Raw genomic sequence first — 24,627 nt, 5'->3', positions numbered from 1 at the left:
GCCGGCTCAGGTGGGTGGGCACCAGTCGTGCAGCAGCCGGAAGAACGCCTCCTCGTTGCCCATGAGTCCGGTCCGGGCCAGTGCCTCCTCGGCCTCGGCGAGCACGGCCGGTGGGACCACGAAGGGACGGGCGCCGTCGGGTGGTCCGTCGAAGGCGGCGCGCACGGTGTGCAGCAGCCGCAGATAGGCCTGGACGGCGGTGCGCTCACGGTCGGTCAGTACGGCGGTGGGCATCGGTCGGCTCTCCCCGTCGGTCGTCACGGTCACGCGCCCGCGCGGCGCGGGCACACCGCGTGTGCGGTGCGCACCCCCCAGCTTGCCGTCCGCCACTGACAACGCCCCCGAGCCCGCTTCCGGTTCGCCCGCTTAGCGGAGGCGAAACCTCGCCGAAATTCCCTGAGGGAATGTCTCCCTACCCTGGAAGGAAGGGACATCGGGCGGCGGCACACGCGCCCGGGAGAGCGGGGGAGGCCGAGCCGTGGAGGACGTGACGCATGGCCGCCCGGGACGCCCCACGCGGCTGCGGCCGGTGGGCGACCGGGAGCTGATGACTCACCACCGGGTCGTGCACGGCTACCGGCGCGCCTTCCGCATGGCCGGCGAGGGGCCCGCCCTCGTGCTGGTGCACGGCATCGGGGACTCCTCGGCGACCTGGGCCGAACTCATCCCCGACCTCGCCCGCACCCACACCGTGATCGCCCCCGACCTGCTCGGCCACGGCGAGTCCGACAAGCCCCGGGCCGACTACTCGGTCGCCGCCTACGCCAACGGCGTGCGGGACCTGCTGACCACGCTGGGCGTCGAGTCCGCGACCCTGGTCGGGCACTCGCTGGGCGGGGGCGTGGCGATGCAGTTCGCCTACCAGTTCCCCGAGCGCACCGAGCGGCTGGTCCTGGTCAGCGCCGGCGGTGTCGGCCGTGAGGTCAACCCCGTGCTCCGGCTCGTCTCGCTGCCCGGCGCCCATCTGCTGCTGTCCGCGCTGCGGCTGCCCGGCATGCGGCTCCAGGTCGGCCTCGCGGCACGGCTGCTGAGGCTCCTGGACACCGACCTCGGCCAGGACGCCCCCGAACTGCTCACCCTGGTCGACGCCCTCCCCGACGAGACCTCCCGCAACGCCTTCATCCGCACCCTGCGCGCGGTCGTCGACTGGCGCGGCCAGGTCGTCACGATGCTCGACCGCTGCTATCTCACCGAGGGCATGCCGACGATGCTGCTGTGGGGCGACCGGGACAGCGTGGTCCCGGTACGGCACGCCCACCGCGCCCTGGCGGCGATGCCGGGCGCCCGGCTGGAGATCTTCGAGGGCGCCGGCCACTTCCCGTTCCACACCGACCCGGCCCGGTTCGTCGCCCTGGTGGAGGAGTTCACCGCGGGCACGGCCCCGGCGGACTGGAGCCGCGAGCACTGGCGCGCGCTGCTGCGGGACGGGCGTCCGGACTCCGGCACCGCCCCCGGCCTCGCCGCACCCCACGACCTGCGCGAGGCCAGCGAGCGCAGTGCCACCTGACGGCGCGTCGGCGGCCCTGGGTCACGTGCCGCGCGTCACTTCCCCGGATAGCCCAGCGACGCCTCGATACGACCGGCCACGTCGTGCCGCCGCACCGGCCCGCGCAGGGCCGAACCCGCGAACCAGGTCCGGCACTTGCTGGCCAGCAGCAGCCCGAAGGTCTCCGCGTCCCGTTCCTCGCCCCGGTCGAAGCGGGTGCGGGCGGCCACCCCCTGGACGGCGGCCCGCACGGCGGCCTGCACCGCGGCCCGGTCGGCGCCCGGCCCGGTGTCATCCGTGCCCGTGCCTGCGCCCGCATGCCTGCCCGTGGCCTCGTCGAGGAGCCGTGCCGCCGCGCCGATCCCCTCGACGTCATGGCCGTGGTGCCCGGCGTACAGGTGCCACAGCTCGTGGCCGAGGATCACCAACTGATGGTCGGGCGCGGTGCCTTCCTCGACCACGACCAGGTCGCGGTCGGTCAGGTCGAGCCAGAGCCCGCTGGCCGTGCCGGGCGGGAAGACGGCCGTACGGCACAGGACGGGGCGGCCGTGGCGGCGGCTCATCGCCTCGCACAGGGCCCGGTACAGCTCGTGCGGCGGGGCGGGCGCGGACAGCGTCAGTTCCCCGACCAGCTCACCGCTGAGCCGGCGCATGTCCCTGCCGATGCCCACTGTCCGCGCTCCCTCAGCTCACGACTCCGGCCGCCGGACGCTCTCCAGCAGCATGTCCAGCCACTGCGCGACCTTGTCCCGGTGCTGGTCCGTGGGCAGCTGGGCGGCCCGCCAGGCGATGCCGCGCACGCCGTGATCCTGGAGCAGCCGCTGCAGCGGGTCCTCGGCGGCCTCGGCCGCGGCCCGCTCCCGGTCGGCCAGCTTCTGCAGCAGCTCCTGCTCGACGCGCTGCAGGGCCCCGGCGAGCGCCTCGGGGTCCTCCGCGGTCAGGAAACCGGCGTGCACGCGGAAGAACCGCTGGAGGGCGTCGCAGTGCTCCATGGTCGGACGCCGGTCGCCGTTGATGAGGGCACCGGCCTGCTGCCGGGACATGCCGGCGCCGTCGGCGATCTCCTGCTGGGTGTGTTTGCGGCCGCCGGGCTTGAGCCGGGTGCGGCGCAGCAGGTCGAGGCGTTGCAGGAAGCGGGCCTGGACGTCGGGCTCGCCCGCGGTCCGGCCGCTCAGCAGGGCCTTGACCACGGACTCGGGGGCGCCGCAGGCGTAGGAGAGCCGTCCGACGTCGAAGACCTCGGCGTGCGGCACGCCGAGCCGGTCTGCGAGTGCGGTGACCCGGGCGACGACGGCCGGCAGCTGGGCGGTCGCCGAGGCGCCCGGATCCTCGTAGCCATCCGTCACCGACAGAACTCCTACGTCTCTCAGAGGAATCAGGGGCTTCTCACAAGCGTTGCCGTGAGCCTCCCGGAGATTAGCGGGTGGTTCGAACTCGCATCCAGGTCTCGCCACAACTGTGGCCAGTTTCGGACGTCAACAGGCATGAAATGCCACGATAGTTGACATGACTCTGGGTGGGGCAGCAGGATCACAACGCCGCGAGAAGGCCGCATAGGCAAGAGGGGTGACCTCCCGATGGCATATCAGGCAGGTGGGCGGCGGCCGGTGCCGCGGCCCGTCCCCGAGAGTCTTGAGGCGCAGGCCTATCTCCAGGACTACGCGTTGCTGCTGGACGCGGTCCCCTTTCCGTCCCTGGTGGTCGACCACCGCTGGGACGTGGTGCTCGCCAACAGCGCGTTCGAGACACTTTTCCGCGGGATCGCCCCGCACCCCACGGCCATGCCCGGGGACAACTTCCTCCGGTTCGTCCTGTTCCATCCCGAGGTCGGCTCGGTGCTCGGCGCGCACGAGGCCGGCTGGTGCCTGCCGATGCTGGCCCAGTTCAAGACCACCCTGGAGCGGTACGGCCACGACCACGAACTCCAGTCGATCCGCCGGGAGATCGCCCAGGACCCCATCATGGAGGCCGCCTTCCGGCACGGCCTGCCGCACTGGCTGCGCGTGGTCGGCGAGCAGGGCGCACAGCTCGACGGCGCCGTCCGGCTGCTGCTGCACCCCGATCCGCTGCTCGGCGTCACCGAGTGCCGGGTCGTCGGCGAGACCCCCAAGACCCTGTGCGACATGGGCTACGCGCGTTACACCCTGGTGCTGCGCGACTCCCCCCGCCCCGCCACCGCCCCGCGCCGCTCCCGCCGGCCCGGCGGCCTGGGCGCCCATCTGACCGTGGTCCCCGTCACCGAAGTCTGACCCGGCACCGCCGGCGTTCAGGTCGCCGACGGCGCCGGGCCGGCCGTCCGCTCCGGTGCGCTTCGGGGACCGCCTCAGGCCGGGGCCACCACCAGCACGAGCGGCACCCCCTGGCACGGCACCAGCCGGGCCCCGGCGAACACGCCCGGCCGCCCGCTCTCCAGCACGGCCGCGAAGTCCGGGCCCTTGGTGAGCGAGCCGGCCAGCCGCGCCGGGTCCGCCGACGCCGCCACCCGCCCGCGCGCGTTGACCAGCCGGGCGGGTCCGGGCAGTTCGCGCAGCAGGGGCAGCGCGGCCGCCTCGAAGTGCCGTAGATACACGTCGGCCGCGGCCACGCCCAGGAAACGGCCGGCCAGCTCCACCGGCGCGGACAGGGTGAGGCTGTACTCGTCCGAGCAGAGGTAGTCGACGTACGGCCCGGCCACCGCCCGCCGCCCGGTGTCCCGGGGCAGCGCGAACCAGTCCCAGTGCGTGTAGTCCGAGTACGCCGACGATCGCGGGTCGAGGTCCAGGAGGAGCGGTCGTACGTCTCCCTGGGCGTCGGTCTGCCACCACTCCAGCCAGGCCGGGACGTCGGCCAGCAGTCCGGGCGCGGCCACGAAACCGACGCCGGAGACCAACTCCTGCCGGGTCAGCCGGAGGTGGAGGCCGGGGCGGAGCGCGGCCAGGTCCGCGGTGACCGGCCGGCGGCCCTCGGCGGCCACCCGGGCCAGCAGCGCGGCCGTGTCGGCGCGGGTCTGCGCGACGGCGTCGAACACCGTCTCCAGGGCGTGGCCGACCCGCGCGGCCACGTGCTCCGCGGCGGTGTCGAGCGTGGCGGTCAGGGCACCGGAGGGGGCGGTGCTGCGGCTCATGCTGCCCTCCAGCGGACGGGGGAGCGGGCGCGGCGCGGCTAGAGGGCCAGACGCAGGGCGATGAGCCGCGCCGTCGAGTCCCGTACGCACCGCTCGGCCAGCTCCCTGGCCGATGTGTGCGCCCCATCCTGCACGGCGGAGATTACGGACCGGTGACGGTCCGCCACCTCTTCACGATATTCGTCGTCACCGAGCACAAGGCAGAGCAGCGCCCCGACCTCCGTCTGGAGGGCGACCTGTTCGCGGGTGAGCCGGGCCGACTGGGCGGCGGCGGCCAGCTCGACGTGGAAGCGGCCGTACACCCGGCTGCGGGCGGGCGCGTCCGGTGCCTTGCGCAGCTCCTCGGTGGTCCGGCGGAGCTGGTCCAGGTCGTGGTCCTCGGTGCGCTGGGCGGCGAGGTGGGCGGCGGTGCCGGACAGGGCCGCCCAGTGGTCGCCGAGGTCGCGCAGCTCCTCGGGGCTCCAGCCGCGCAGCCGCTCCCTGAGCCGTTCCTCGCCGGGCAGGTCGGGGAGCGCGACGAAGCTGCCGCCGCCGCGGCCCCGGCGGGTGACGACCAACCCCTGCTGGCGCAGCGCCATCAGCGCCTCCCGCAGGGTCACCGTGGACACCCCGAGCTGTCCGGCCAGCTCCGTCTCGCCCGGCAGCTGCTCCCCGTCGGCGAGCAGGCCGAGTTCGATGGCGTCGCCGATCCGGCGCACCACGGCGTCCACCCGGGCCCGGCTGTCCACCGGGGCGAAGACGGCCTTTCGGGCGCCGCCGTCCATCTGCTGCTGTTCCACGGCCCACCACCCTATGCGTTGACCCAAGCTTTACCTCAGAAGGGTCTTGAGCTTTGAACTATGACTTCATATCTTTCCGATCATCACGTTCAACGCAAGAGAGCTCCAGAAAGGTTCCCGCCCATGGAGGCCAGCGCGATCCGGTTGCGGGATCTGCGGAAGTCGTTCGGCGAGACCAGCGCCGTGGCCGGGGTCGACCTGGAGATCCGCGACGGCGAGTTCTTCTCGATGCTCGGCCCCTCCGGCTCCGGCAAGACCACCGTCCTGCGTCTGATCGCCGGCTTCGAGACCCCCACCGCGGGCGTGATCGAACTCGCCGGCCAGGACGTCACCCGCCGCGCCCCCTTCGAACGGGACGTGCACACGGTCTTCCAGGACTACGCCCTGTTCCCGCACATGACCGTCGAGCAGAACGTCGCGTACTCGCTGAAGGTCCGTGGCACCCCCAAGGCCGAACGCCTGGTCCGCGCCCGCAAGGCGCTCAGCGAGGTCCGCCTGGAGGGCTACGGCGGGCGCCGTCCCTCCCAGCTCTCCGGCGGCCAGCGCCAGCGCGTGGCCCTCGCCCGCGCCCTCGTCGGCCGCCCCCGCGTCCTGCTCCTCGACGAACCCCTCGGCGCCCTCGACCTCAAGCTCCGCGAGCAGATGCAGATCGAACTCAAGGCCCTGCAACGCGAGGTGGGCATCACCTTCGTCTTCGTCACCCACGACCAGGAGGAGGCCCTGACGATGAGCGACCGCGTCGCCGTCTTCCACCAGGGCCGTATCGAACAGGTCGGCACCCCCGCGGAGATCTACGAACGCCCCGCCACGCCGTTCGTCGCCTCCTTCGTCGGCACCTCCAACCTGCTCACCGGCGACGCCGCCCGGCGCGTGCTCGGCGAGGACGGCACCCACAGCATCCGGCCCGAGAAGATCCGGGTCGTCGAGGAGACCGACGACGCGGACGCCCCGGACCAGGCCACCGCCGTCGGCACCGTCGCCGAGGTCGTCTACCTCGGCGACGCCACCCGCTTCCTGGTCGACCTGGACGGCGGCGGCCGGCTCACCGCGCTCCAGCAGAACCTCGACACCTCGGCCGAGGACGTCGCCGCCTACCGCGGCACCCGCGTCCGGCTGCGCTGGCAGCGCCGGCACACCGTCCACGTCCCCGACTGATCCGCCGTCCCTCACGTCTGGAGTACGTCGTGCGCCTCACCCGTCCCCTCACCTCGGCCGCCGTGGCCGCCCTGCTGCTGGCCGCCACCGCCTGCGGCTCCTCCGGCTCCGGCTCCTCGACCGGCCTCAACCCGCCCGACCTCAAGCCGCTCGCCAAGCTCGGCAAGACCGAGGGCGAGGTGAACCTGATCGCCTGGGCGGGCTATGTCGAGGACGGCTCCGACGACCCCAAGGTCGACTGGGTCACCGACTTCGAGAAGCAGACCGGCTGCCAGGTCCACTCCAAGGTCGCCGCCAGCTCCGACGAGATGGTCAAACTGATGAAGACGGGGGAGTACGACGCCGTCTCCGCGTCCGGCGACGCCTCACTGCGCCTGATCGCCTCCGGCGACGCGGCCCCCGTCAACACCAAGCTCGTACCGAACTACCAGGACATCTTCAGCGGCCTGAAGAACGGCGCCTGGAACTCCGTCAAGGGCCAGATGTACGGCATCCCGCACGGCCGCGGCGCCAACCTGCTGATGTACAACACCCAGAAGGTCAGCCCCGCGCCCACCTCCTGGTCCGCCGTCTTCGACGACGCCGGGACGTACAAGGGCCATGTGACGGCCTACGACTCGCCGATCTACATCGCCGACGCGGCCCTGTACCTCAAGGCCACCAGGCCCGAGTTGAAGATCAAGGACCCCTACGCGCTCGACCAGAAGCAGTTCGACGCGGCCGTCGCCCTGCTGAAGAAGCAGAACGCCGACATCGGCGAGTACTGGAGCGACTACCTCAAGGAGATCTCAGCCTTCAAGAGCGGCGACTCGGTGGTGGGTACGACCTGGCAGGTCATCGCCAACCTTGCCGCCGACGAGGGCGCGAAGGTCAAGGCCTTCGTACCCAAGGAGGGTTCCACGGGCTGGTCCGACACCTGGATGGTCTCCGCCAAGGCCAAGCACCCCAACTGCGCCTACAAATGGCTCGACTGGATCGTCTCCCCGAAGGTCAACGCCGAGGTCGCCGAGTACTTCGGCGAGGCCCCGGCCAACGCCAAGGCCTGCGACCTGACCAGCGACAAGAACTTCTGCGCGACCTACCACGCGGCCGACGAGAGCTACTGGAAGAGCATCGCCTTCTGGAACACGCCCATCGAGCAGTGCCTGGACGGCCGCACCGACGTCACGTGCGTGCCGTACGCCAAGTGGGTGCAGGCCTGGACCGAGATCAAGGGCTGAGCCATGACCGTGCTCACCCGGACCGCGGGGGCGCTGCACCGGCGCCCCCGGCTCCGTCTCGTCCTGCTGCTGAGTGCCCCGCTGCTGTGGCTTGCGGTGCTCTACCTCGGTTCGCTGGCCGTGCTGTTCGTCTCCGCGTTCTGGACGACGGACTCCTTCACCTCCGAGGTGGTGAAGGTCTGGTCGACCGACAACTTCCACGAGCTGTTCACCACGCCGGTGTTCCGGCAGGTGATCCTGCGCAGCGTCGGCGTGGCCCTCGCGGTGACCGCCCTGTGCGCGGTGATCGCCTTCCCGGTCGCCTTCTACACGGCGCGGGTGGCCAAACCGAGTCGCCGCCCGCTGCTCGTCGTCGCCATCCTCACCCCGCTGTGGGCGAGTTACCTGGTCAAGGTGTACGCCTGGCGGCTGATCCTCTCCGAGGGCGGGCTCGCCGACTGGGCGCTGAAGCCGTTCGGGCTGAGCGGGCCCGGCTTCGGCCTGCCGGCCACCGTGCTCACCCTGACGTACCTGTGGCTGCCGTACATGATCCTGCCGATCCACACCGCGCTGGAGCAGCTGCCCGACAACCTGCTGGACGCGTCGGCGGACCTGGGGGCGCGGGCCGGGCGGACCTTCCGGTCCGTGGTGCTGCCGATGGTGCTGCCGTCCGTCGCCGCCGGGTCGGTGTTCACCTTCTCGCTCAGCCTCGGCGACTACATCACCGTGCAGATCGTCGGCGGGAAGACCCAGCTCATCGGCAACCTCGTCTACGCCAACATCGAACTCAACCTGCCCATGGCCGCCGCGCTCGCCACCGTCCCGGTCGTCGTCATCGTGCTGTATCTGCTGGCGATGCGGCGGACGGGCGCGTTGAGCAGCCTCTGACGACGGGTGTTATGTCACATGCCACTCTCCCGATCCGCCCGTATCGCCCTCCGTGTCGCCGCCGGCCTCGGCTTCGCCGTGATCTACGTGCCGCTGCTGCTGGTCCTCGTCAACTCCCTCAACCCCGACCGGAGCGCGAGCTGGCCGCCGCCCGGCCTGACCACCCGCTGGTGGTCGGCCGCCTGGCACAGCTCCGGCGCCCGCGAGGCCCTGTGGACCTCGGTGAAGGCCGGGCTCGGCGCCACCGCGATCGCGCTGGTGCTCGGCACGCTCGTCGCCTTCGCCGTCGCCCGGTACCGCTTCTTCGGCCGGGACGGCCTGTCCTTCGTGGTCGTCCTGCCGATCGCGCTGCCCGGCATCGTCACCGGCATCGCCCTCAACTCGGCCTTCAGCACGGTCCTCGCGCCGCTCGGCGTCGGGCTCGGCCTGTTCACCGTGGTCGTCGGACACGCCACCTTCTGTGTGGTGATCGTCTTCAACAACGTCGTCGCCCGGCTGCGCCGCACCTCCGGGAGCTACGAGGAAGCGGCGGCCGACCTGGGCGCCGACACCTTCCGCGCCTTCGCCGACGTCACCTTCCCGCTGGTGCGCTCGGCGCTGCTGGCGGGCGGGCTGCTCGCCTTCGCCCTCTCCTTCGACGAGATCGTCGTCACCACCTTCACCGCCGGTCCGGGTGTCCAGACCCTGCCCCTGTGGATCTTCGACAACATGACCCGGCCCCAGCAGGCGCCGGTGGTGAACGTGGTGGCGGCCGTCCTCGTCCTGCTGTCCGTCGTCCCGATCTATGTCGCGCAGCGGCTGTCGGCGGACACCGCGACCGCCAGTCGCGTCTGATCCCCGGCCGGCTGAGGAGGGCCGACTTTCGACGGTTACGCAAGCAGCTTGCGTAACTTGCGCTATCCTTGCGTGTATGACGCGACGACTTGCGGAAGTGGCCAAGAAGGTCGGGGTCAGCGAGGCCACGGTCAGCCGGGTGCTCAACGGCAAGCCCGGGGTCTCCGAGGCCACCCGGCAGGCGGTGCTCTCGGCCCTGGACGTCCTCGGCTACGAGCGGCCCACCCAACTGCGCGGCGAGCGCGCCCGGCTCGTCGGCCTGGTCCTGCCCGAGCTGCAGAACCCCATCTTCCCGGCCTTCGCCGAGGTCATCGGCGGCGCGCTGGCGCAGCTCGGGCTCACCCCGGTGCTGTGCACCCAGACCAAGGGCGGGGTCTCCGAGGCCGACTACGTCGAGTTGCTGCTGCAACAGCAGGTCTCGGGCGTGGTGTTCGCCGGCGGGCTGTACGCCCAGGCCGACGCCCCGCACGACCACTACCGGCTGCTCGCCGAACGCAACATTCCGGTGGTGCTGGTCAACGCGGCCATCGAGCACCTCGGTTTCCCCGCGGTGTCCTGCGACGACGCGGTGGCGGTGGAGCAGGCCTGGCGGCACCTGGCCTCCCTCGGCCACGAGCGGATCGGTCTCGTCCTCGGCCCGGCCGACCATGTCCCCTCGGCCCGCAAGCTGGCCGCCGCGCGGGCCCTGGGGGAGCTCCCCGAGGAGCGTGTCGTCCGCGCCATGTTCTCCATCGAGGGCGGTCACGCGGCCGCCACCCGGCTCATCGACCAGGGCGTCACCGGGATCATCTGCGCCAGTGATCCGCTTGCGCTCGGCGCGATCCGGGCGGCCCGCCGCAAGGGCCTGGACGTCCCGTCCCGGGTCTCGGTCGTCGGCTACGACGACTCCGCTTTCATGAACTGCACCGAACCGCCGCTCACCACCGTCCGCCAGCCCATCGAGGCCATGGGCAGGGCCGCCGTGGAGCTGCTGAACGCACAGGTCAACGGCAGCGCCGTGGCCCCCGAGGAGCTGCTCTTCGAGCCCGAGCTGGTGGTCCGCGGTTCCACCGCGCAAGCGCCTCGCGACTGAGACAGGGAGTTATCCAGGAGATCCCATCCACTGTCAAATAATTACAGATTCTGCGCGACATATTGCGGACTCTTGCTTCCGGTGCTTGAGTGTGCGGCGCCCACCGGTCCCGGTGCGGCGCCCACTGCTCCTGTCTGGGGGGTCCACCGATGTCCAGCACCGGGTTCCGCCGTGCTCTCGTCGCGATAGGCGTCTGTTCCTCGCTCGCGCTCTCCGCCTCGGCCTGCGGGTCGAGTGACGACGACGCGGGGAGCGGCAAGACGCGCATCACCGTCAACTGCGAGCCGCCCAAGAGCGCCAAGGTCGACCGCTCCTTCTTCGACCAGGACATCGCGACCTTCGAGAAGCAGAACCCGGACATCGACGTCGTCGCGCACGACGCGTTCCCCTGCCAGGACCCGAAGACCTTCGACGCCAAACTGGCCGGCGGCCAGATGGAGGACGTGTTCTACACGTACTTCACCGACGCCAAGCACGTCGTGGACATCAACCAGGCGGCCGATCTCACGCCGTATCTCAAGGAGTTGCAGAGCTACGACACCATCCAGCAGCAGCTGCGGGACATCTACACCGTCGGCGGCAAGGTCTACGGCATTCCGCGCACCGGCTACTCGATGGGTCTGATCTACAACCGCAAGCTCTTCCAGCAGGCCGGCCTCGACCCCGACAAGCCCCCGACGACCTGGGAAGAGGTCCGCGCCGACGCCAAGAAGATCGCCGCGCTCGGCAACGGCACCGTCGGGTACGCCGACTACAGCGCCCAGAACCAGGGCGGCTGGCACTTCACCGCCGAGATGTACTCCCAGGGCGGTGACGTCGTCTCCGCCGACGGCAAGTCCGCGACCGTCGACACCCCCGAGGGCCACGCGGTCCTGCAGAACCTGCACGACATGCGCTGGACCGACAACTCGATGGGCAGCAAGCAGCTGCTGATCATCAACGACGTCCAGCAGATGATGGGTTCGGGCAAGCTCGGCATGTACCTCTCCGCCCCGGACAACATCCCGATCCTGGTGAAGGAGAAGGGCGGCAACTACAAGGACCTCGCCCTCGGCCCGATGCCCGGCGGCAAGGGCACGCTCATCGGCGGCGACGGCTACATGTTCAACAAGAAGGACACCCCGGCCCAGATCCGCGCCGGCCTCAAGTGGCTCGACTCCATGTTCCTCACCCCCGGTGACGGCTTCCTCGGCGACTACGCCCGCGCCAAGAAGAACGACGCGCCCGTCGGCCTGCCCGAGCCGCGCCTGTTCACCGGCGCCGCCGACGCCAAGGACCAGGCGGTCAAGAAGGCCAACGCCAACGTGCCGGTGGAGAACTACCAGGCGTTCCTGGACGGCAACCAGTCACTGGAGATGAAGATCGAGCCGCCGGACGCCCAGCAGATCTACTCCGTCCTCGACGGCACCGTCTCCGCCGTCCTCACCAAGAAGGACGCCGACATCGACCAGCTCCTCAAGGACGCCAACGGCAAGATCGACGGCATCCTGGCCAGGGGCTGACCGCGATGACCAAGACGGCCGAGCGCCGACCGGCCCCCGCGGCGGTCGGCGCCCGACAGGCCCCGGCGCCGCCCCCGGCAGGGGACCGGAGGCGGCGCCGGATCACCGACCAGGCCCGGGCCTACGGCTTCCTGCTCGGCGGACTGATCTGCTTCGCCCTGTTCTCCTGGTACCCCGCGATCCGCGCGATCGTGATCTCCTTCCAGAAGTACACGCCCGGCTCGTCCCCCGAGTGGGTCGGCACCGCCAACTTCACCCGGGTCCTGCACGACCCCGAGTTCTCGGCGGCCTGGCGCAACACCCTCACCTTCACCCTGCTGGCCCTGCTCATCGGCTTCGCGATCCCGTTCGTGCTCGCCCTGGTCCTCAACGAACTCCGGCACGCGAAGGCGTTCTTCCGGGTCGTGGTCTACCTCCCGGTGATGATCCCGCCGGTGGTCAGCGCCCTGCTGTGGAAGTGGTTCTACGACCCGGGCGCCGGCCTCGCCAACGAGACCCTGCGCTTCCTGCACCTGCCGACCTCGAACTGGTCCAACGGTGCCGACACCGCGCTCGTCTCCCTGGTGATCGTGGCCACCTGGGCGAACATGGGCGGCACCGTCCTCATCTACCTGGCCGCCCTCCAGTCCATCCCCGGCGAGCTGTACGAGGCCGCCGAACTCGACGGCGCCAACCTCCTCCAGCGCATCCGGCATGTGACGATCCCCCAGACCCGATTCGTCATCCTCATGCTGATGCTCCTTCAGATCATCGCCACCATGCAGGTGTTCACCGAACCGTTCGTCATCACGGGAGGCGGCCCGGAGAACGCCACGGTCACGGTCCTCTACCTGATCTACAAGTACGCCTTCCTCTACAACGACTTCGGCGGCGCCTGCGCGCTCAGCGTGATGCTCCTGGTGCTGCTCGGCATCTTCTCCGCCGTGTACCTGCGGCTGACCCGCTCCGGGGAGGACGGATGAGCAGCGCGACCCGCACCCTGATCTCGCCCGCGACCCTGGCCCGCCCGCGCGGCAGGGCGGTCTACTGGACGGTCTTCACCGGCGTCGTCCTGCTGTTCGCGCTCGCCTTCCTCTTCCCCGTGTACTGGATGGTGACCGGCGCGATGAAGTCCCCGGACGAGGTCACCCGGACCCCGCCCACCCTCGTCCCGAAACACTGGCACCTGTCCGGCTACACCGATGCCTGGGACCTGATGCAGCTCCCGGAGCACCTGTGGAACACGGTGGTGCAGGCCGCCGGCGCCTGGGCCTTCCAGCTGGTGTTCTGCACGGCCGCCGCCTACGCCCTGTCGAAGCTGAAGCCCGCCTTCGGCAAGGTGGTCCTCGGCGGCATCCTGGCCACCCTGATGGTCCCGGCCCAGGCCCTGGTCGTCCCCAAGTACCTGACCGTCGCCGACCTGCCGTTCCTCCACACCAGCCTGCTCAACGACCCGCTCGGCATCTGGCTGCCGGCCGTCGCCAACGCCTTCAACCTGTATCTGCTGAAGCGGTTCTTCGACCAGTTGCCGCGGGACGTGCTGGAGGCCGCCGAGATCGACGGCGCCGGAAAGCTGCGCATCCTGTGGTCCGTGGTCCTGCCCATGTCCCGCCCGGTGCTCGGGGTGGTGTCGATCTTCGCGCTGGTCGCGGTCTGGCAGGACTTCCTGTGGCCGCTGATGGTCTTCTCCGACACCGACAAGCAGCCCATCAGCGTGGCCCTGGTCCAGCTGTCGCAGAACATCCAGCTCACCGTGCTCATCGCCGCGATGGTGATCGCCAGCATCCCGATGGTCGCGCTGTTCCTCGTCTTCCAGCGGCACATCATCGCCGGGATCAGCGCGGGCAGCACCAAGGGCTGACGGCCCTTCCTCCGACAGAAAGGTACGCACAGTGGGACAGCCCAGCCATGCCCCGAAGGACCACGAGGACCACGACTGGTGGCGTTCCGCCGTCATCTACCAGGTGTACGTCCGCAGCTTCGCCGACAGCGACGGCGACGGCACCGGCGACCTCGCGGGCGTCCGCGCCCGGCTGCCGTACCTCGCCGAACTCGGCGTGGACGCCCTGTGGTTCAGCCCCTGGTACCCGTCACCCATGAAGGACGGCGGATACGACGTCGCCGACTACCGGGCCATCGACCCGGCCTTCGGCACCCTCGCCGAGGCCGAGAAACTCATCGCGGAAGCACGGGAGCTGGGCATCCGGACGATCGTCGACATCGTCCCCAACCACGTCTCCGACCAGCACCCCTGGTTCCGGGCGGCGCTGGCGGCCGGCCCCGGCAGTGCGGAGCGCGAGCTGTTCCACTTCCGCCCGGGCCGCGGCCCGGACGGCGACCTCCCGCCCAACGACTGGCCCTCGCAGTTCGTCGGCTCCACCGAACCGGTGTGGACCCGGCTGCCCGACGGCGAGTGGTACCTGCACCTCTTCACCCCCGAGCAGCCCGACCTCAACTGGGCGCACCCGGCCGTCCGCCAGGAGCACGAGGACATCCTGCGGTTCTGGTTCGAGCGGGGCGTCGCGGGCGTCCGCATCGACTCGGCGGCCCTGCTCGCCAAGGATCCGGCCCTGCCCGACCTGGCCACCCGCCCGCAGCCGCACCCGTTCGTCGACCGCGACGAACTCCACGACATCTACCGCTCCTGGCGCGCGGTCGCCGACGCCTACGGCGGTGTCTTCGTCGGCGAGGTCTGGCTGCCCGACGCCGAGCGCTTCGCCCGCTACCTCCGCCCCGACGAACTCCACACCGCCTTCAACTTCTCCTTCCTGTCCTGCCCCTGGGACGCGGACCGGCTGCGGACGTCGATCGACACCACCCTCGCCGAGCACGCGCCCGTCGGCGCCCCCGCCACCTGGGTGCTGTGCAACCACGACGTGACCCGCACGGCCACCCGCTACGGCCGCGAGGACACCGGCTTCGACTTCGCGGCCAAGGCCTTCGGCATCCCGACGGACCTCGCCCTGGGCACCCGCCGGGCCCGGGCCGCGGCCCTGCTCTCGCTGGCCCTGCCCGGCGCGGTCTACGTCTACCAGGGGGAGGAGCTGGGGCTGCCGGAGGCCGAGATCCCGGCCGACCGCATCCAGGATCCGATGTACTTCCGGTCGGGCGGCACCGATCCGGGCCGCGACGGCTGCCGGGTGCCGCTGCCCTGGGCGGCCGGGGCGCCGTACGCGGGCTTCGGTTCAGGCGAGGAGCCGTGGCTGCCGCAGCCGGCCGGCTGGGCGTCGTACGCGGTCGACCGCCAGCAGGACGACCCCGGCTCCGTGCTCGCGCTCTACCGCCACGCGATCGCGCTGCGCCCGCGCTTCGGCGCAGGACCGCTGACCTGGCTGCCCGCCCCCGAGGGCGTCCTGGCCTTCACCCGCGCCGACGGTGCGACCTGCGTGGTCAACCTCGCGCCCGCCCCCGCCGAACTCCCCGCCCACTCCGCGCTCCTGCTCACCAGCGGCCCCCTGGACGACGAGGGCCGGCTGCCGCAGGACACGGCGGCCTGGCTGACGACCTGAGCCGCCGGTACCGCTCGCGCTATCCCGTTCACCCCCCACCTCGAAGGGATCAGCACGTGCAGGGCACCACAGGCGGAACTGTCAGGGGCATGCCAGCCATCGCGGCGGCCGCCACCCTCCCCTTCACCTCCGTGGAGGCGGAGTCGGCGACCACCACCGGCACGAAGATCGGCCCCGACTACACGCAGGGCACCCTCGCCTCCGAGGCATCCGGCCGCCAGGCCGTCCGCCTCACCTCCGGGCAGCGGGTCGAGTTCACCGCCCCCAGACATCCAACGCCGTGAACGTCTCCACTTCTTCGACAACGCCCGGCTGCTGCTCGGCCGGAACATCCAGGCCGGCGACAAGGTCGCCTTCGAGTCCACAGGCACTCAAGTCACCGTCGACGTGGCCGACTTCGAGCAGGTCGCCGCAGCCGCCTCGCATCCACCCAGGCCTTCCGGGACGCCATCTCCGCCGCCCAGGGCGGGACGGTGTGGATCCCGCCGGCGACTACAAGCTGACGTCCTCCCTGAGCGGCGTGCGGAACGTGACCCTGCTCGGCGCCGGCAGTTGGTACTCGGTCGTGCCCAGCACCTCTGGTGGGCGCCGCCGACTACCGCTTCGACCCGGCCACCGGCAAGACCGTCACCGTGGCCCTGGCCGACTCCACCAACCTGCGCCACCTGCGGCTGACGTCACCGCCAACAACGGCTGGCCGGATGGCCAGTTCAGTGAAGTGGAGGTCTATCTGAGGTCGTGACCGGGTCCTCCCCCCGGGGTACCCCGCGCTTCGCCGCCTGGATCTGCTGGTACACATGGGTCCGCAGTTCGGCGAAGCGCGGGGCGACCCGCGTGTGCAACTGGTCCCGCTCGTCCGGCAGATCGACCTTCAGCTGTTCCCGCACGACGGTGGGGGAGGCGGAGAGGACGATGACCCGCTCGCCCAGGTAGACCGCCTCGTCGATGTCGTGGGTGACGAACAGGATGGTGATCCCGCGCTCCCGCCACAGACCCCGGACCAGGTCCTCCAGATCGGCCCGGGTCTGGGCGTCGACGGCCGCGAACGGTTCGTCCATGAGCAGCACCCGGGGTTCGTAGGCGAGGGCGCGGGCGATCGCGACCCGCTGCTGCATACCGCCCGAGAGCTGCCAGGGGTACGCGTCGGCGGCGTCCGCGAGGCCGACCGAGCGCAGCGCGTCGGCGACCAGCTCCCTGCGCCGCTCCCGGGGCAGGTTCTTCTGCTTCAGCGGGAGTTCGATGTTCGCGGCGACCCGCATCCAGGGGAACAGACTGCGGCCGTACTCCTGGAAGACGAAGGCCATCCCGGGCGGTGGCCCGGTCACCTTCCGCCCCTCCAGCTGGACTTCGCCGCCGGTCGGGGTGAGCAGCCCGCCCATGCACTTCAGCAGGGTGGTCTTGCCGCAGCCCGACGGGCCGACGAGGCAGACGAGTTCGCCCGCCTCCACGGTGAAGGTGAGGTCCCGCACCGCCTCGATACGGCGTCCGGATCCGTCGTAGACCTTCCGCAGGCCGCGTACGTCGAGCATGGACCGCCCTTTCACGAGGTTCACTCAAGGCCGCCGGGTTGTCGCGCGCAGACCGTGGTACCAGCCGAGCACCCGCCGCTCGACCACCTGGAAGACCGCCGACAGCGCGAAGCCGAGCAGGCCCAGCAGCAGGATCCCGGTCCACATGTCGGGGATCGCGAAACCGCGCTGGAACTGCACGATGGTGAAGCCGAGCCCGTTGCTGGCCGCGAACATCTCGCTGATGACCATCAGGATGATCCCGATGGACAGCGCCTGCCGCAGGCCCGCGAAGATCTGCGGGCTCGCCGAACGCAGTACCAGCGTACGCAGCCGGGCCACGCCTGTGATGCCGTAGGACCGGGCCGTCTCCGCCATCACCGGGTCGACCGCCCGTACGCCCTCGACCGTGTTGAGCAGGACCGGCCAGACGCAGCCGCTGGCGATCACCACGATCTTCATGGTGTCGCCGATGCCCGCGAACAGCATGATGACCGGGACCAGCACCGGCGGCGGCACCGCCCGCAGGAACTCCAGGACCGGCTCGCACACCGCCCGCACCCGCCGGTACGAGCCGATGACCGTGCCGAGGGCCACCCCCGCGACGGCCGCCGTCGCGTACCCGGCGAGCAGCCGCAGCACACTGCGCAGCAGGTCGTCGCGGAGCCGCTGACCGGTCCAGACGTCCGGGAAGGTCCTCAGGATCGTGCGCAGCGGCGGCCAGTAGACGTTCGTGCTGCCGTCCGAGGCCACCCACCAGAGCGCGACCAGCACCGCGGGCAGGGCCAGCACGTACACCGCGCCGAGCAGCAGCCGCCTCACACCGCCACCTCCCCGCGCACCGACTGGTGCCAGGCCAGCGCCCGCCGCTCCACCGAGCGGGCGCCCACGTTGATGACCAGCCCCAGCAGCCCGGTCACCACGATCAGGGCGTACATGTCCGGCACCGCCTGCGAGGCCTGGGCGACCGCGATCTGCTGCCCCAACCCCGGTGCGCCGATGACCAGTTCGGCGGTGATGGTGAGGATCAGCGCGACCGCGGCGGCCAGCCGGACGCCGGTCATCACATACGGCAGCGCGGTCGGCCACAGCACATGGCGGACCCGGGCCCAGGTGCCGAGACCGTACGACCGTGCCGTCTCCTCGGCGACCGGGTCGACGTCCTGGACGCCGTACATCACCTGGATCAGCACCTGCCAGAAGGAGGCGTAGACGACGAGCAGGAGGACGGAGCGGAGTTCGGTGCCGTAGAGGAGGATGGCGAGGGGGATGAGAGCGACCGAGGGGATCGGGCGGAGGAACTCGATCGTGGAGGCGGTCGCCCGGCGCAGGTGCGGGACGACCGAGAGGACGACGCCCGCCGCGATGCCGGCGCCGACTGCGACGGCCAGACCCACCGCCCAGCCGGTGAGGGTGTCGCCGAGCGCCGACCAGAAGGCGCGGTCGGCGAGTTCGGTGCCGAGGGCGCGGACGATGCGGCTGGTCGGCGGGAAGTAGTCCGCCTTGACCAGGCCGAGCCGCGGCACCGCCTCGCCGAGGGCGAGGAAGGCCGCGAGCCCGGCCGCACCCAACAGGGTGTTCAGGCCCTTCACGGCAGCAGCTTGTCCAGGTCGGGGGCGGTCTTGAAGAGGCCGTCCTGCTCGCTCAGCTTCTCCAGCGCCTCGATCGAGGAACGGTTCGCGTCGGCGGGCCACTTGGGCAGGGTCACCTGGGCCAGCACATCGGCCGGGGTCTTGGTGTACGTGGTGACGATCTGCCGGACCTCGTCCGGGTGCGCGTCCGCGTAGGCCAGCGACTCGGCGGTGGCCTCCTGGAACTTCTTGACGACGGCCGGGTTCTTCTGCGCGTACGAGGCCGAGGTGAAGTACATCGCCACGGTGAGGTTCTTCGCCACGTCGACCAGCGGCGAGGCGATCTCCGTGGCGCCCTGGCCCTTCATGGTGGCGAGGGCCGGCTCGACGGCCATCGCCGCGTCGATCTGGCCCTTGTCCAGCGCGGCCGGCATCTGGTCGAAGGCGAGCTCGACGAAGTTCACCTTGTCCGGGTCGCCGCCCGCCTTGCGCACCGACTCGCGCACCGCGGTCTCGTTGATGTTCTTCAGCGTGTTGACGGCGACCTTCTTGCCCTCCAGCTGCTTCGCCGAGGTGATGCTGCTGCCCTTCTTCACGACGAGCCCGCCGAAGTCCTTGCCCTCGACGCCGGTCGAGGCCACGCCGTTGGCGATCGCCTGCACGGGCACGCCGTTGGACTGGGCGATCATCAGCGAGGTCATGTTGCTGAACCCGAACTGGAACTGACCACTCGTCACCCCGGGCACGATGGCCGCGCCGCCCTGGGCGAGCGTCATGGACAGCTTCAGGCCGCGCTTGCTGTAGAAGCCCTCCTTCTGCCCGAGGTAGAGGGGGGCCACGTCGACGATGGGGATGATCCCCACCTTGACGGTGGTGGTGCCGCCCGGCGAGGACGAGGTGGACGACGAGCCCCCGGAGGAGCCGCAGGCCGCCGTGGCGAACATGAAGGTGCCGGCCGCGAGACCGGCGAGCAGACGACGCATGGCTCCTCCTGTGCAGACAACGGTGTTCCGACAGGCTGTGCGCTGTGCGCACAATGGTGCTCGGTTGGGGGGCTCAGCGGGACGGTAGAACCGGCCGGACAACCCGGTCAATGGTTTTAGCTGACAAAATTGTTGACAGTTATCGAACCGCGCTCTCACCGTGTTCTCCGAGTCGAACCGCCGAATCGGGGAGGCGCCCATGCCGAGTGATGCCCGCGCACCGCACTTCGTGAGGTCCTTCGAGCGTGGTCTGGCCGTGATCCGCGCCTTCGACGCCGACCATTCGGCGCGCACGCTCAGCGAGGTGGCCCGCGCCTGCGACCTGCCCCGCGCGGCCGCCCGCCGCCTGCTGCTCACCCTCGCCGACCTGGGCTATGTGGACTCGGACGGCCGCCTCTTCCGCCTCACCCCACGCGTCCTGGAACTCGGCTACGCCTATCTCTCCGGCCTCGACCTGCCGGACCTCGCGCGACCGCATCTGGAGCAACTCGCCGTGCTGACAGGGGAGTCGGCGACGCTGTGCGTGCTGGACGGAGGCACGGTCGTGCATGTCGCCGCCGCCCCGGCCCGGCGGGTCATGGCGGCGACGATCGCCGTGGGCGCACGCTTCCCGGCGTACGGGACGGCGGCGGGCCGGGCGTTACTGGCCCACGCACCGGGACACACCCTGTGCGAGGACGACCCCGAGGACGGCGTCAGCACACTGGCCGCCCCGGTGCGGGACCGGAGCGGCCAGGTGGTGGCCGGGGTGACCCTCGCGACGCACAGCGGCCGGACGTCCGCCGCGACGGCCCGCCGCGAACTGCTGCCCCACCTGCTGGCGGCGGTGGCGCGCATCGAGGCGGACCTGCGGATCACAGATCGAGTACCAGGCGCTCCCCTCGGCACCGCGACACGCAGATGAGCATGGTCTCGCCGGCCGCCCGTTCCTCCTCGGTCAGCACCGAGTCCCGGTGGTCCGGCTCGCCTTCGAGGACGTCCGTCTCGCACGTCCCGCAGGTGCCCTCGGTGCAGGAGTAGAGCACCTCGACCCCGGCGCCCCGGACGGTCTCCAGCACGGAGACACCGGGCGCGACCGTGAGGGTACGACCGCTCTGCGCGAGGACGACCTCGAACTCCCGCTCCTCGCCCGCCGGTCGCTCCTTGGGCTGGAACCGCTCCACCCGCAGCACCCCCGCCGGACAGCGCGCCTCCACCGCGTCCAGCAGCGGCCCCGGACCGCAGCAGTACACCAGGGTGCCCTCCGGGACGTCGTCCAGCACCGCACCCAGGTCCAGCAACCCCGTCTCGTCCTGCGGGGCGACGGTGACCCGGTCGTCGCCGTACCGGGCCAACTCCCCGGTGAACGCCATGGACTGCCGGGTCCGTCCGCCGTACAGCAGCGTCCACTCGGCGCCCGCGGCCTCGGCGGCGGCGAGCATCGGCAGGATCGGGGTGATGCCGATACCGCCCGCGACGAACCGGTAGCGGGGGGCCGCTTCCAGCCGGAAGTGGTTACGGGGTCCGCGCACCCGTACCTTGTCGCCGACGCGCAGCTGCTCGTGGACGAAGGCGGATCCACCCCGCCCGTCCGGCTCCCGCAGCACCGCGATCCGCCACCGGGAGCGGTCGCCGGGGTCCCCGCACAGCGAGAACTGCCGTTCCAGCTCCGGCCCCAGCACCACGTCGAGATGTGCTCCGGGCTCCCAGCCGGGAAGCTCCTCGCCGTGCGGGTGCCGCAGCGTGAGGGCGACGACACCGTCGGCCGCCGACTTCCGCTCGCCGACGACCAGTTCGGCCTCGTACAGGTTCATGGGGTGCGCTCCGGGGGCTGGTGGCCTTCGGGGGGGCCGAGCATCCACTCCCACATCTCGACCGGGTCCTGCGCGGTGTGCTCGGCGCCGCAGTGACAGGTGCCGTGCAGCACGTCGGTGCCCGGCAGCCAGTCGATGCGGTAGACCTCACCGGTCGGCGTGCTCACAGGACCTTCTCCACGGGCTTGTCGCCCTCCTCGACCAGCCGGGCGAGGATCCGGCGGGCGGCGAGACCACCGGTGTCGATGTTGATGCTCAGCTCCTGGTAGCCGGCCCGCTCCGAACCCAGCGTCCGCTGCAGCAGGTTGAGGGCGTCCACGTCCTGCATGACCACCGTGTGGTTGTTGCCGCGCAGGAACTCGGTGACCTCGGCGTCGTCGGTCGCCCAGTCCCGGGAGACCATCCAGAAGTCGTACACCTTGCCGTCCGCGGACGGGGTGATCGCGTAGGTGATCTCGGTGTGGAAGCCGTTCGGGTCGCTGCCGTCGGCCTCCGGCACCACACCGACCGGGGCGATCCTGCTGTGCAGCAGATACAGGCACGGGGCGTGGTACTCGATGTCCTGCCAGCGGGTGATCCGGCCCTCGATCCCGGTCGAACGGGCGTAGAACGGCGGGCACTCGGCGTCGTCCATGTGCCGGCTCACCCGCACGATCCCCGCCCCCTCGTCGACCTCGGTCGTGATGGGCGTCTCGGCGACCTCGGGGGTGCCGATGTAACCGCCGTGCAGATAGGTCTCGTGGGAGAGGTCGAGGAGGTTGTCGACGAGGAGACCGTAGTCGGCGTCGATGGGCTCCATGCCCCGCACGGTCGTCCAGCCGGGGGAGTCCAGGTGCCGGGCCCGCGGGATGGTCTCCGCGTCCGCGAGCGCCGGGTCGCCGATCCACACCCACACCAGCGAGTCCTGCTCGACCACCGGGTAGGAGGTGACCCGGGCGGTGCGCGGTATGCGTTTCTGCCCCGGCACGTACACGCACGCGCCGGTCCGGTCGTAGGTGAACCCGTGGTACCCGCACACGATCCGGTCCCCGTCCAGCCCGCTCTCCGACAGCGGGTAACGCCGGTGCACACAGCGGTCGCTGAGCGCGACCGGCGCACCGTCCTCCTCGGCCCGGTAGAACACGAGCGGCTCCCCGAGGATCGTCCGCCCGAGCAACTCCCGCCCGACTTCCTCGCTGTAGGCGGCGACGTACCACTGGTTCCTGGCGAACGCGGTCATGTGCGGCATGGCAGTTCCCGTCCCTGTCGGCGGGGCTCCGTCGCCCCGCGTGCCGTGGTTGGAATCAGAGTCGTGAGACTTGCATCGGCTCGGCAAGGCGGCTTCTGTCAGGCGGAAGAACTTCTGCAAAGAGGCTGGTCACAGCCTTGTTCTGTCAACCCTGGTCGCCAGAGTGGAGTGCCGCGTGGTGCGGCCATTCGGTTCGCGCTCGGGGGAGCCGGAGGCGGCGACGGCGAGTGCGACTACTCACGGCGTGGCGTTAATCGCCCAGTAATATCCATTTAGTTTCAATTGCGCTACTCGTTTGTCGGTGGATGCTCGGTACAGCGGCAAGAATCAGCATCACTGCAGGTCAACTACTGTTCGTTGTGGAGTCTGGGGCCCTCGGGTCGAATCCAAGGACGTGACGACCGGAAAGACACCGCGAAAGGACGCCGCGCGCAATCGCCGCAGAATCCTCGAAGCCGCTGAGCTTGTCTTCGCACGCCGCGGGCTGGACGGGTCTGTTGAAGAGGTCGCAGCGTCTGCGGGCGTCGGCGTCGCGAGCGTGTATCGCGCCTTCGGCTCCAAGGCTGGCCTCGTCAAGGAGGTCTTCGAGGACGTCCTCGACCGCGCAATTGCTGTCCTTGATGAGTGCGCGCGCAGACACCGGCTGGGATGCGCTCTGCGCGGCACTGCGCCGCATGTCCGAGATGCAAGTAAGGGAACGAGGTGCCTACCAGGCCCTGTTTGAGGGGGCTGTACGGGAGGACTTCACAGCCACCGACTTTGCCTTGCTGATCCACGCCGCCAGTTCAGCAGCGGCTCGCATGGAAACCCACGGTCCCGAGCTTGCGTCTCGGCACATCGAGCTGCTCATCAAGGGCATCGCCGCAACCCCTGACCCCACTCCCGTACCAGCGCCGCTGGCGGACGACGACTTCCAAGCCTGGATGCGGGCAGCTTATTCACCATGACACGGGTGCGACATTGTTGACGGAGTACCCGGGGGTGGCCCGGTGGGACAGGATGCTTCCCCGTCATTGCGTCATTCTCGCGGCCTCGGGAGGGATGGCCGGTGGTGCGGCGGGCCATGACGCTGGCTGGCGCTCCACGGCGGGTCTCACCCGCGACGAGACCCTTCCCGCCCGCCCCTGAGTCGTGGTCCACCTCGCTGTGACCGACCTGAGGGCCCGCCGCCGCCTCACCGGCGCGCCCACCATCTCCTGGCGCAACCCGACACCGCATGGCGAAGTCCGCATTCCAGAAGAAAACAGGAGGAAACAACGGGAGGCGGCGACCTCTCAGAACTGCGTTCAGCACTTCCAGGTGGCCCAGTACCACTTCCCCTTCATCTGGCCGTCCGACAGCCTCACGGGCGTGGTGGTCTGGACGCCCGTGGAACCGCGGCCCGGGTAGTACCAGTAGTAGTGGCCGTGGTTGCGCTTGCCGTAGTGGGCCTCGATCCAGCCCTGGGAGTGCCGCCAGTACGGCGCGAACCACCAGCCGCCGGCCTCACCAGGAGGGACATGGCTCGTGAGCGACTGGCTGGCGCTGAGGGTGGTCCCCACCTGCCAGGTCTCGGTCTGCGTCGAGCTGGCGGTCATGCCCGCCTCGATCTCCTTCGCGAGGCCGGCAGAGACCTCCACCGACGTCGACTGCTCGAAGGAGTACGACGTCGTGCGGTCGGTCCGCCACGTGAGGGTCTGGTCGACGGTCTGGCTGCCCGAGCAGTTGTAGATCGGGTTACCCACCTCCCGGCGCTTGCCCAGCGCGGTCCACGCGTTGACCTCGTGGTACCAGCACTTGGCCTTGCCGTGGTTGCAGTCCCAGACCACGTCCGGCCGGTCGTCACCCCAGCCGGGGCTGGTGTTGGCACTGGCCGATCCGGCAGAGAAGGGGATCAGGAGGACGGCGAGGGCGGAGGTGAGGACGGCCAGTTTTCTGCGGCCGGTCTTCTTCAGGCGCATGGGGGGCTTTCTCCCATCGGGTCGGTCGAAGCAGCGACAGGACGATCCTCGGAGCCCAGGAGTTGACCGACCACCCGTTTCATCAGGGCTGTCAATCC

General features: G+C 70.6%; 27 protein-coding genes and 1 pseudogene. 15 read left to right on the top strand and 13 right to left on the bottom strand.

All coding sequences use genetic code 11. The annotated features are described in order from the left end of the window. Positions 1-6 precede the first annotated feature (6 nt). Positions 7-234: a hypothetical protein gene (locus ACFZDK_RS42960; RefSeq protein ID WP_390981169.1), complete on the bottom strand. Its 228-nt coding sequence runs from the start codon at positions 232-234 to the stop codon at positions 7-9. A gap of 313 nt (positions 235-547) precedes the next feature. Between ACFZDK_RS42960 and ACFZDK_RS42955 the strand changes: the two genes are divergently transcribed. Further along, positions 548-1,507 (top strand): alpha/beta fold hydrolase, encoded by a 960-nt coding sequence (locus ACFZDK_RS42955; protein ID WP_390981349.1) that lies wholly within the window; start codon positions 548-550, stop codon positions 1,505-1,507. A 35-nt stretch (positions 1,508-1,542) separates the two neighbouring features. Here the strand turns inward: ACFZDK_RS42955 and ACFZDK_RS42950 are convergent, their stop codons facing one another. Continuing rightward, positions 1,543-2,139 (bottom strand): toxin-antitoxin system, toxin component, encoded by a 597-nt coding sequence (locus ACFZDK_RS42950; RefSeq protein ID WP_390981347.1) that lies wholly within the window; start codon positions 2,137-2,139, stop codon positions 1,543-1,545. A 36-nt stretch (positions 2,140-2,175) separates the two neighbouring features. Beyond that, on the bottom strand, positions 2,176-2,832 hold the full coding sequence (locus ACFZDK_RS42945; protein WP_390981167.1) for a helix-turn-helix domain-containing protein: 657 nt from the start codon (positions 2,830-2,832) through the stop codon (positions 2,176-2,178). Between the two features lie 231 nt (positions 2,833-3,063). Between ACFZDK_RS42945 and ACFZDK_RS42940 the strand changes: the two genes are divergently transcribed. After that, positions 3,064-3,735 carry a hypothetical protein gene (locus ACFZDK_RS42940; RefSeq protein ID WP_390981165.1) on the top strand — a complete coding sequence of 224 codons (672 nt, stop codon included), beginning with the start codon at positions 3,064-3,066 and terminating at the stop codon, positions 3,733-3,735. Between the two features lie 74 nt (positions 3,736-3,809). Here the strand turns inward: ACFZDK_RS42940 and ACFZDK_RS42935 are convergent, their stop codons facing one another. Next, a complete protein-coding gene (locus ACFZDK_RS42935) occupies positions 3,810-4,589 on the bottom strand; it encodes a cache domain-containing protein (protein WP_390981163.1) in 780 nt (259 codons plus the stop codon). A 38-nt stretch (positions 4,590-4,627) separates the two neighbouring features. Further along, positions 4,628-5,353 (bottom strand): GntR family transcriptional regulator, encoded by a 726-nt coding sequence (locus tag ACFZDK_RS42930; RefSeq protein WP_390981345.1) that lies wholly within the window; start codon positions 5,351-5,353, stop codon positions 4,628-4,630. A 138-nt stretch (positions 5,354-5,491) separates the two neighbouring features. On the opposite strand from ACFZDK_RS42930, the gene ACFZDK_RS42925 reads away from it, so the two are divergent. From ACFZDK_RS42925 to ACFZDK_RS42880, 10 genes and pseudogenes are all read left to right on the top strand, one after another. After that, positions 5,492-6,523 (top strand): ATP-binding cassette domain-containing protein, encoded by a 1,032-nt coding sequence (locus ACFZDK_RS42925; protein ID WP_390981161.1) that lies wholly within the window; start codon positions 5,492-5,494, stop codon positions 6,521-6,523. Positions 6,524-6,552: 29 nt separating this feature from the next. After that, positions 6,553-7,743, top strand: coding sequence for an extracellular solute-binding protein (locus ACFZDK_RS42920; protein ID WP_390981159.1), 1,191 nt, complete (start codon positions 6,553-6,555; stop codon positions 7,741-7,743). 3 nt (positions 7,744-7,746) lie between these two features. Beyond that, a complete protein-coding gene (locus tag ACFZDK_RS42915) occupies positions 7,747-8,610 on the top strand; it encodes an ABC transporter permease subunit (protein WP_390981157.1) in 864 nt (287 codons plus the stop codon). Between the two features lie 18 nt (positions 8,611-8,628). Next, positions 8,629-9,444, top strand: a complete 816-nt coding sequence (locus ACFZDK_RS42910; protein WP_390981155.1) for an ABC transporter permease subunit — start codon at positions 8,629-8,631, stop codon at positions 9,442-9,444. A 76-nt stretch (positions 9,445-9,520) separates the two neighbouring features. Then, on the top strand, positions 9,521-10,516 hold the full coding sequence (locus ACFZDK_RS42905) for a substrate-binding domain-containing protein (protein ID WP_390981153.1): 996 nt from the start codon (positions 9,521-9,523) through the stop codon (positions 10,514-10,516). A gap of 149 nt (positions 10,517-10,665) precedes the next feature. Next, a complete protein-coding gene (locus ACFZDK_RS42900; RefSeq protein ID WP_390981151.1) occupies positions 10,666-12,018 on the top strand; it encodes an extracellular solute-binding protein in 1,353 nt (450 codons plus the stop codon). Positions 12,019-12,023: 5 nt separating this feature from the next. After that, positions 12,024-12,980, top strand: coding sequence for an ABC transporter permease subunit (locus ACFZDK_RS42895; RefSeq protein ID WP_390981149.1), 957 nt, complete (start codon positions 12,024-12,026; stop codon positions 12,978-12,980). After that, complete coding sequence (locus ACFZDK_RS42890) at positions 12,977-13,858, top strand: ABC transporter permease subunit (RefSeq protein ID WP_390981147.1); 882 nt, start codon at positions 12,977-12,979, stop codon at positions 13,856-13,858. The genes ACFZDK_RS42895 and ACFZDK_RS42890 overlap by 4 nt, the downstream gene beginning before the upstream one ends. A gap of 31 nt (positions 13,859-13,889) precedes the next feature. Continuing rightward, positions 13,890-15,506 (top strand): alpha-amylase family glycosyl hydrolase, encoded by a 1,617-nt coding sequence (locus ACFZDK_RS42885; RefSeq protein WP_390981145.1) that lies wholly within the window; start codon positions 13,890-13,892, stop codon positions 15,504-15,506. An 89-nt stretch (positions 15,507-15,595) separates the two neighbouring features. After that, positions 15,596-16,074 (top strand): annotated as a pseudogene (locus tag ACFZDK_RS42880) (mycodextranase); the annotation flags it as partial. Positions 16,075-16,216: 142 nt separating this feature from the next. Here ACFZDK_RS42880 and ACFZDK_RS42875 read toward each other — a convergent pair. The 4 genes from ACFZDK_RS42875 to ACFZDK_RS42860 are packed head-to-tail and all read right to left on the bottom strand — an operon-like array spanning position 16,217 to position 19,568. Then, positions 16,217-17,035 (bottom strand): ATP-binding cassette domain-containing protein, encoded by an 819-nt coding sequence (locus ACFZDK_RS42875; RefSeq protein WP_390981143.1) that lies wholly within the window; start codon positions 17,033-17,035, stop codon positions 16,217-16,219. A 24-nt stretch (positions 17,036-17,059) separates the two neighbouring features. Then, the gene (locus ACFZDK_RS42870; RefSeq protein ID WP_390981141.1) at positions 17,060-17,836 is read right to left on the bottom strand and encodes an ABC transporter permease subunit; all 777 of its coding nucleotides are present in this window, start codon (positions 17,834-17,836) and stop codon (positions 17,060-17,062) included. After that, positions 17,833-18,606, bottom strand: a complete 774-nt coding sequence (locus ACFZDK_RS42865; RefSeq protein ID WP_390981139.1) for an ABC transporter permease subunit — start codon at positions 18,604-18,606, stop codon at positions 17,833-17,835. Before ACFZDK_RS42865 ends, ACFZDK_RS42870 begins: the two co-directional genes overlap by 4 nt. Next, on the bottom strand, positions 18,603-19,568 hold the full coding sequence (locus ACFZDK_RS42860) for an ABC transporter substrate-binding protein (RefSeq protein WP_390981137.1): 966 nt from the start codon (positions 19,566-19,568) through the stop codon (positions 18,603-18,605). The genes ACFZDK_RS42865 and ACFZDK_RS42860 overlap by 4 nt, the downstream gene beginning before the upstream one ends. Before the next feature lie 199 nt (positions 19,569-19,767). On the opposite strand from ACFZDK_RS42860, the gene ACFZDK_RS42855 reads away from it, so the two are divergent. Further along, on the top strand, positions 19,768-20,472 hold the full coding sequence (locus tag ACFZDK_RS42855) for a helix-turn-helix domain-containing protein (protein ID WP_390981136.1): 705 nt from the start codon (positions 19,768-19,770) through the stop codon (positions 20,470-20,472). Here ACFZDK_RS42855 and ACFZDK_RS42850 read toward each other — a convergent pair. The 3 genes from ACFZDK_RS42850 to ACFZDK_RS42840 are packed head-to-tail and all read right to left on the bottom strand — an operon-like array spanning position 20,423 to position 22,589. Further along, positions 20,423-21,361, bottom strand: coding sequence for a 2Fe-2S iron-sulfur cluster-binding protein (locus ACFZDK_RS42850; protein ID WP_390981134.1), 939 nt, complete (start codon positions 21,359-21,361; stop codon positions 20,423-20,425). The genes ACFZDK_RS42855 and ACFZDK_RS42850 overlap by 50 nt on opposite strands. Beyond that, entirely contained in the window at positions 21,358-21,528 is a 171-nt protein-coding gene (locus tag ACFZDK_RS42845) for a hypothetical protein (RefSeq protein ID WP_390981132.1), read from the bottom strand. Before ACFZDK_RS42845 ends, ACFZDK_RS42850 begins: the two co-directional genes overlap by 4 nt. After that, positions 21,525-22,589: a Rieske 2Fe-2S domain-containing protein gene (locus tag ACFZDK_RS42840; protein WP_390981130.1), complete on the bottom strand. Its 1,065-nt coding sequence runs from the start codon at positions 22,587-22,589 to the stop codon at positions 21,525-21,527. Before ACFZDK_RS42840 ends, ACFZDK_RS42845 begins: the two co-directional genes overlap by 4 nt. Positions 22,590-22,890: 301 nt before the next feature. On the opposite strand from ACFZDK_RS42840, the gene ACFZDK_RS42835 reads away from it, so the two are divergent. Further along, positions 22,891-23,313 (top strand): TetR family transcriptional regulator, encoded by a 423-nt coding sequence (locus ACFZDK_RS42835; RefSeq protein ID WP_390981343.1) that lies wholly within the window; start codon positions 22,891-22,893, stop codon positions 23,311-23,313. After that, positions 23,264-23,536 carry a hypothetical protein gene (locus ACFZDK_RS42830; RefSeq protein WP_390981375.1) on the top strand — a complete coding sequence of 91 codons (273 nt, stop codon included), beginning with the start codon at positions 23,264-23,266 and terminating at the stop codon, positions 23,534-23,536. The genes ACFZDK_RS42835 and ACFZDK_RS42830 overlap by 50 nt, the downstream gene beginning before the upstream one ends. Positions 23,537-23,875: 339 nt before the next feature. On the opposite strand, the gene ACFZDK_RS42825 is transcribed toward ACFZDK_RS42830, so the two are convergent. Then, a complete protein-coding gene (locus ACFZDK_RS42825) occupies positions 23,876-24,529 on the bottom strand; it encodes a hypothetical protein (RefSeq protein ID WP_390981128.1) in 654 nt (217 codons plus the stop codon). Positions 24,530-24,627 lie beyond the last annotated feature (98 nt).

It is taken from the genome of Streptomyces sp. NPDC007901 (genome assembly GCF_042959465.1).
In the GTDB taxonomy this organism is placed as follows: domain Bacteria; phylum Actinomycetota; class Actinomycetes; order Streptomycetales; family Streptomycetaceae; genus Streptomyces.
Note: the sequence above shows the minus strand (reverse complement) of the source record. Positions and strands in the feature narration are given on the sequence as shown.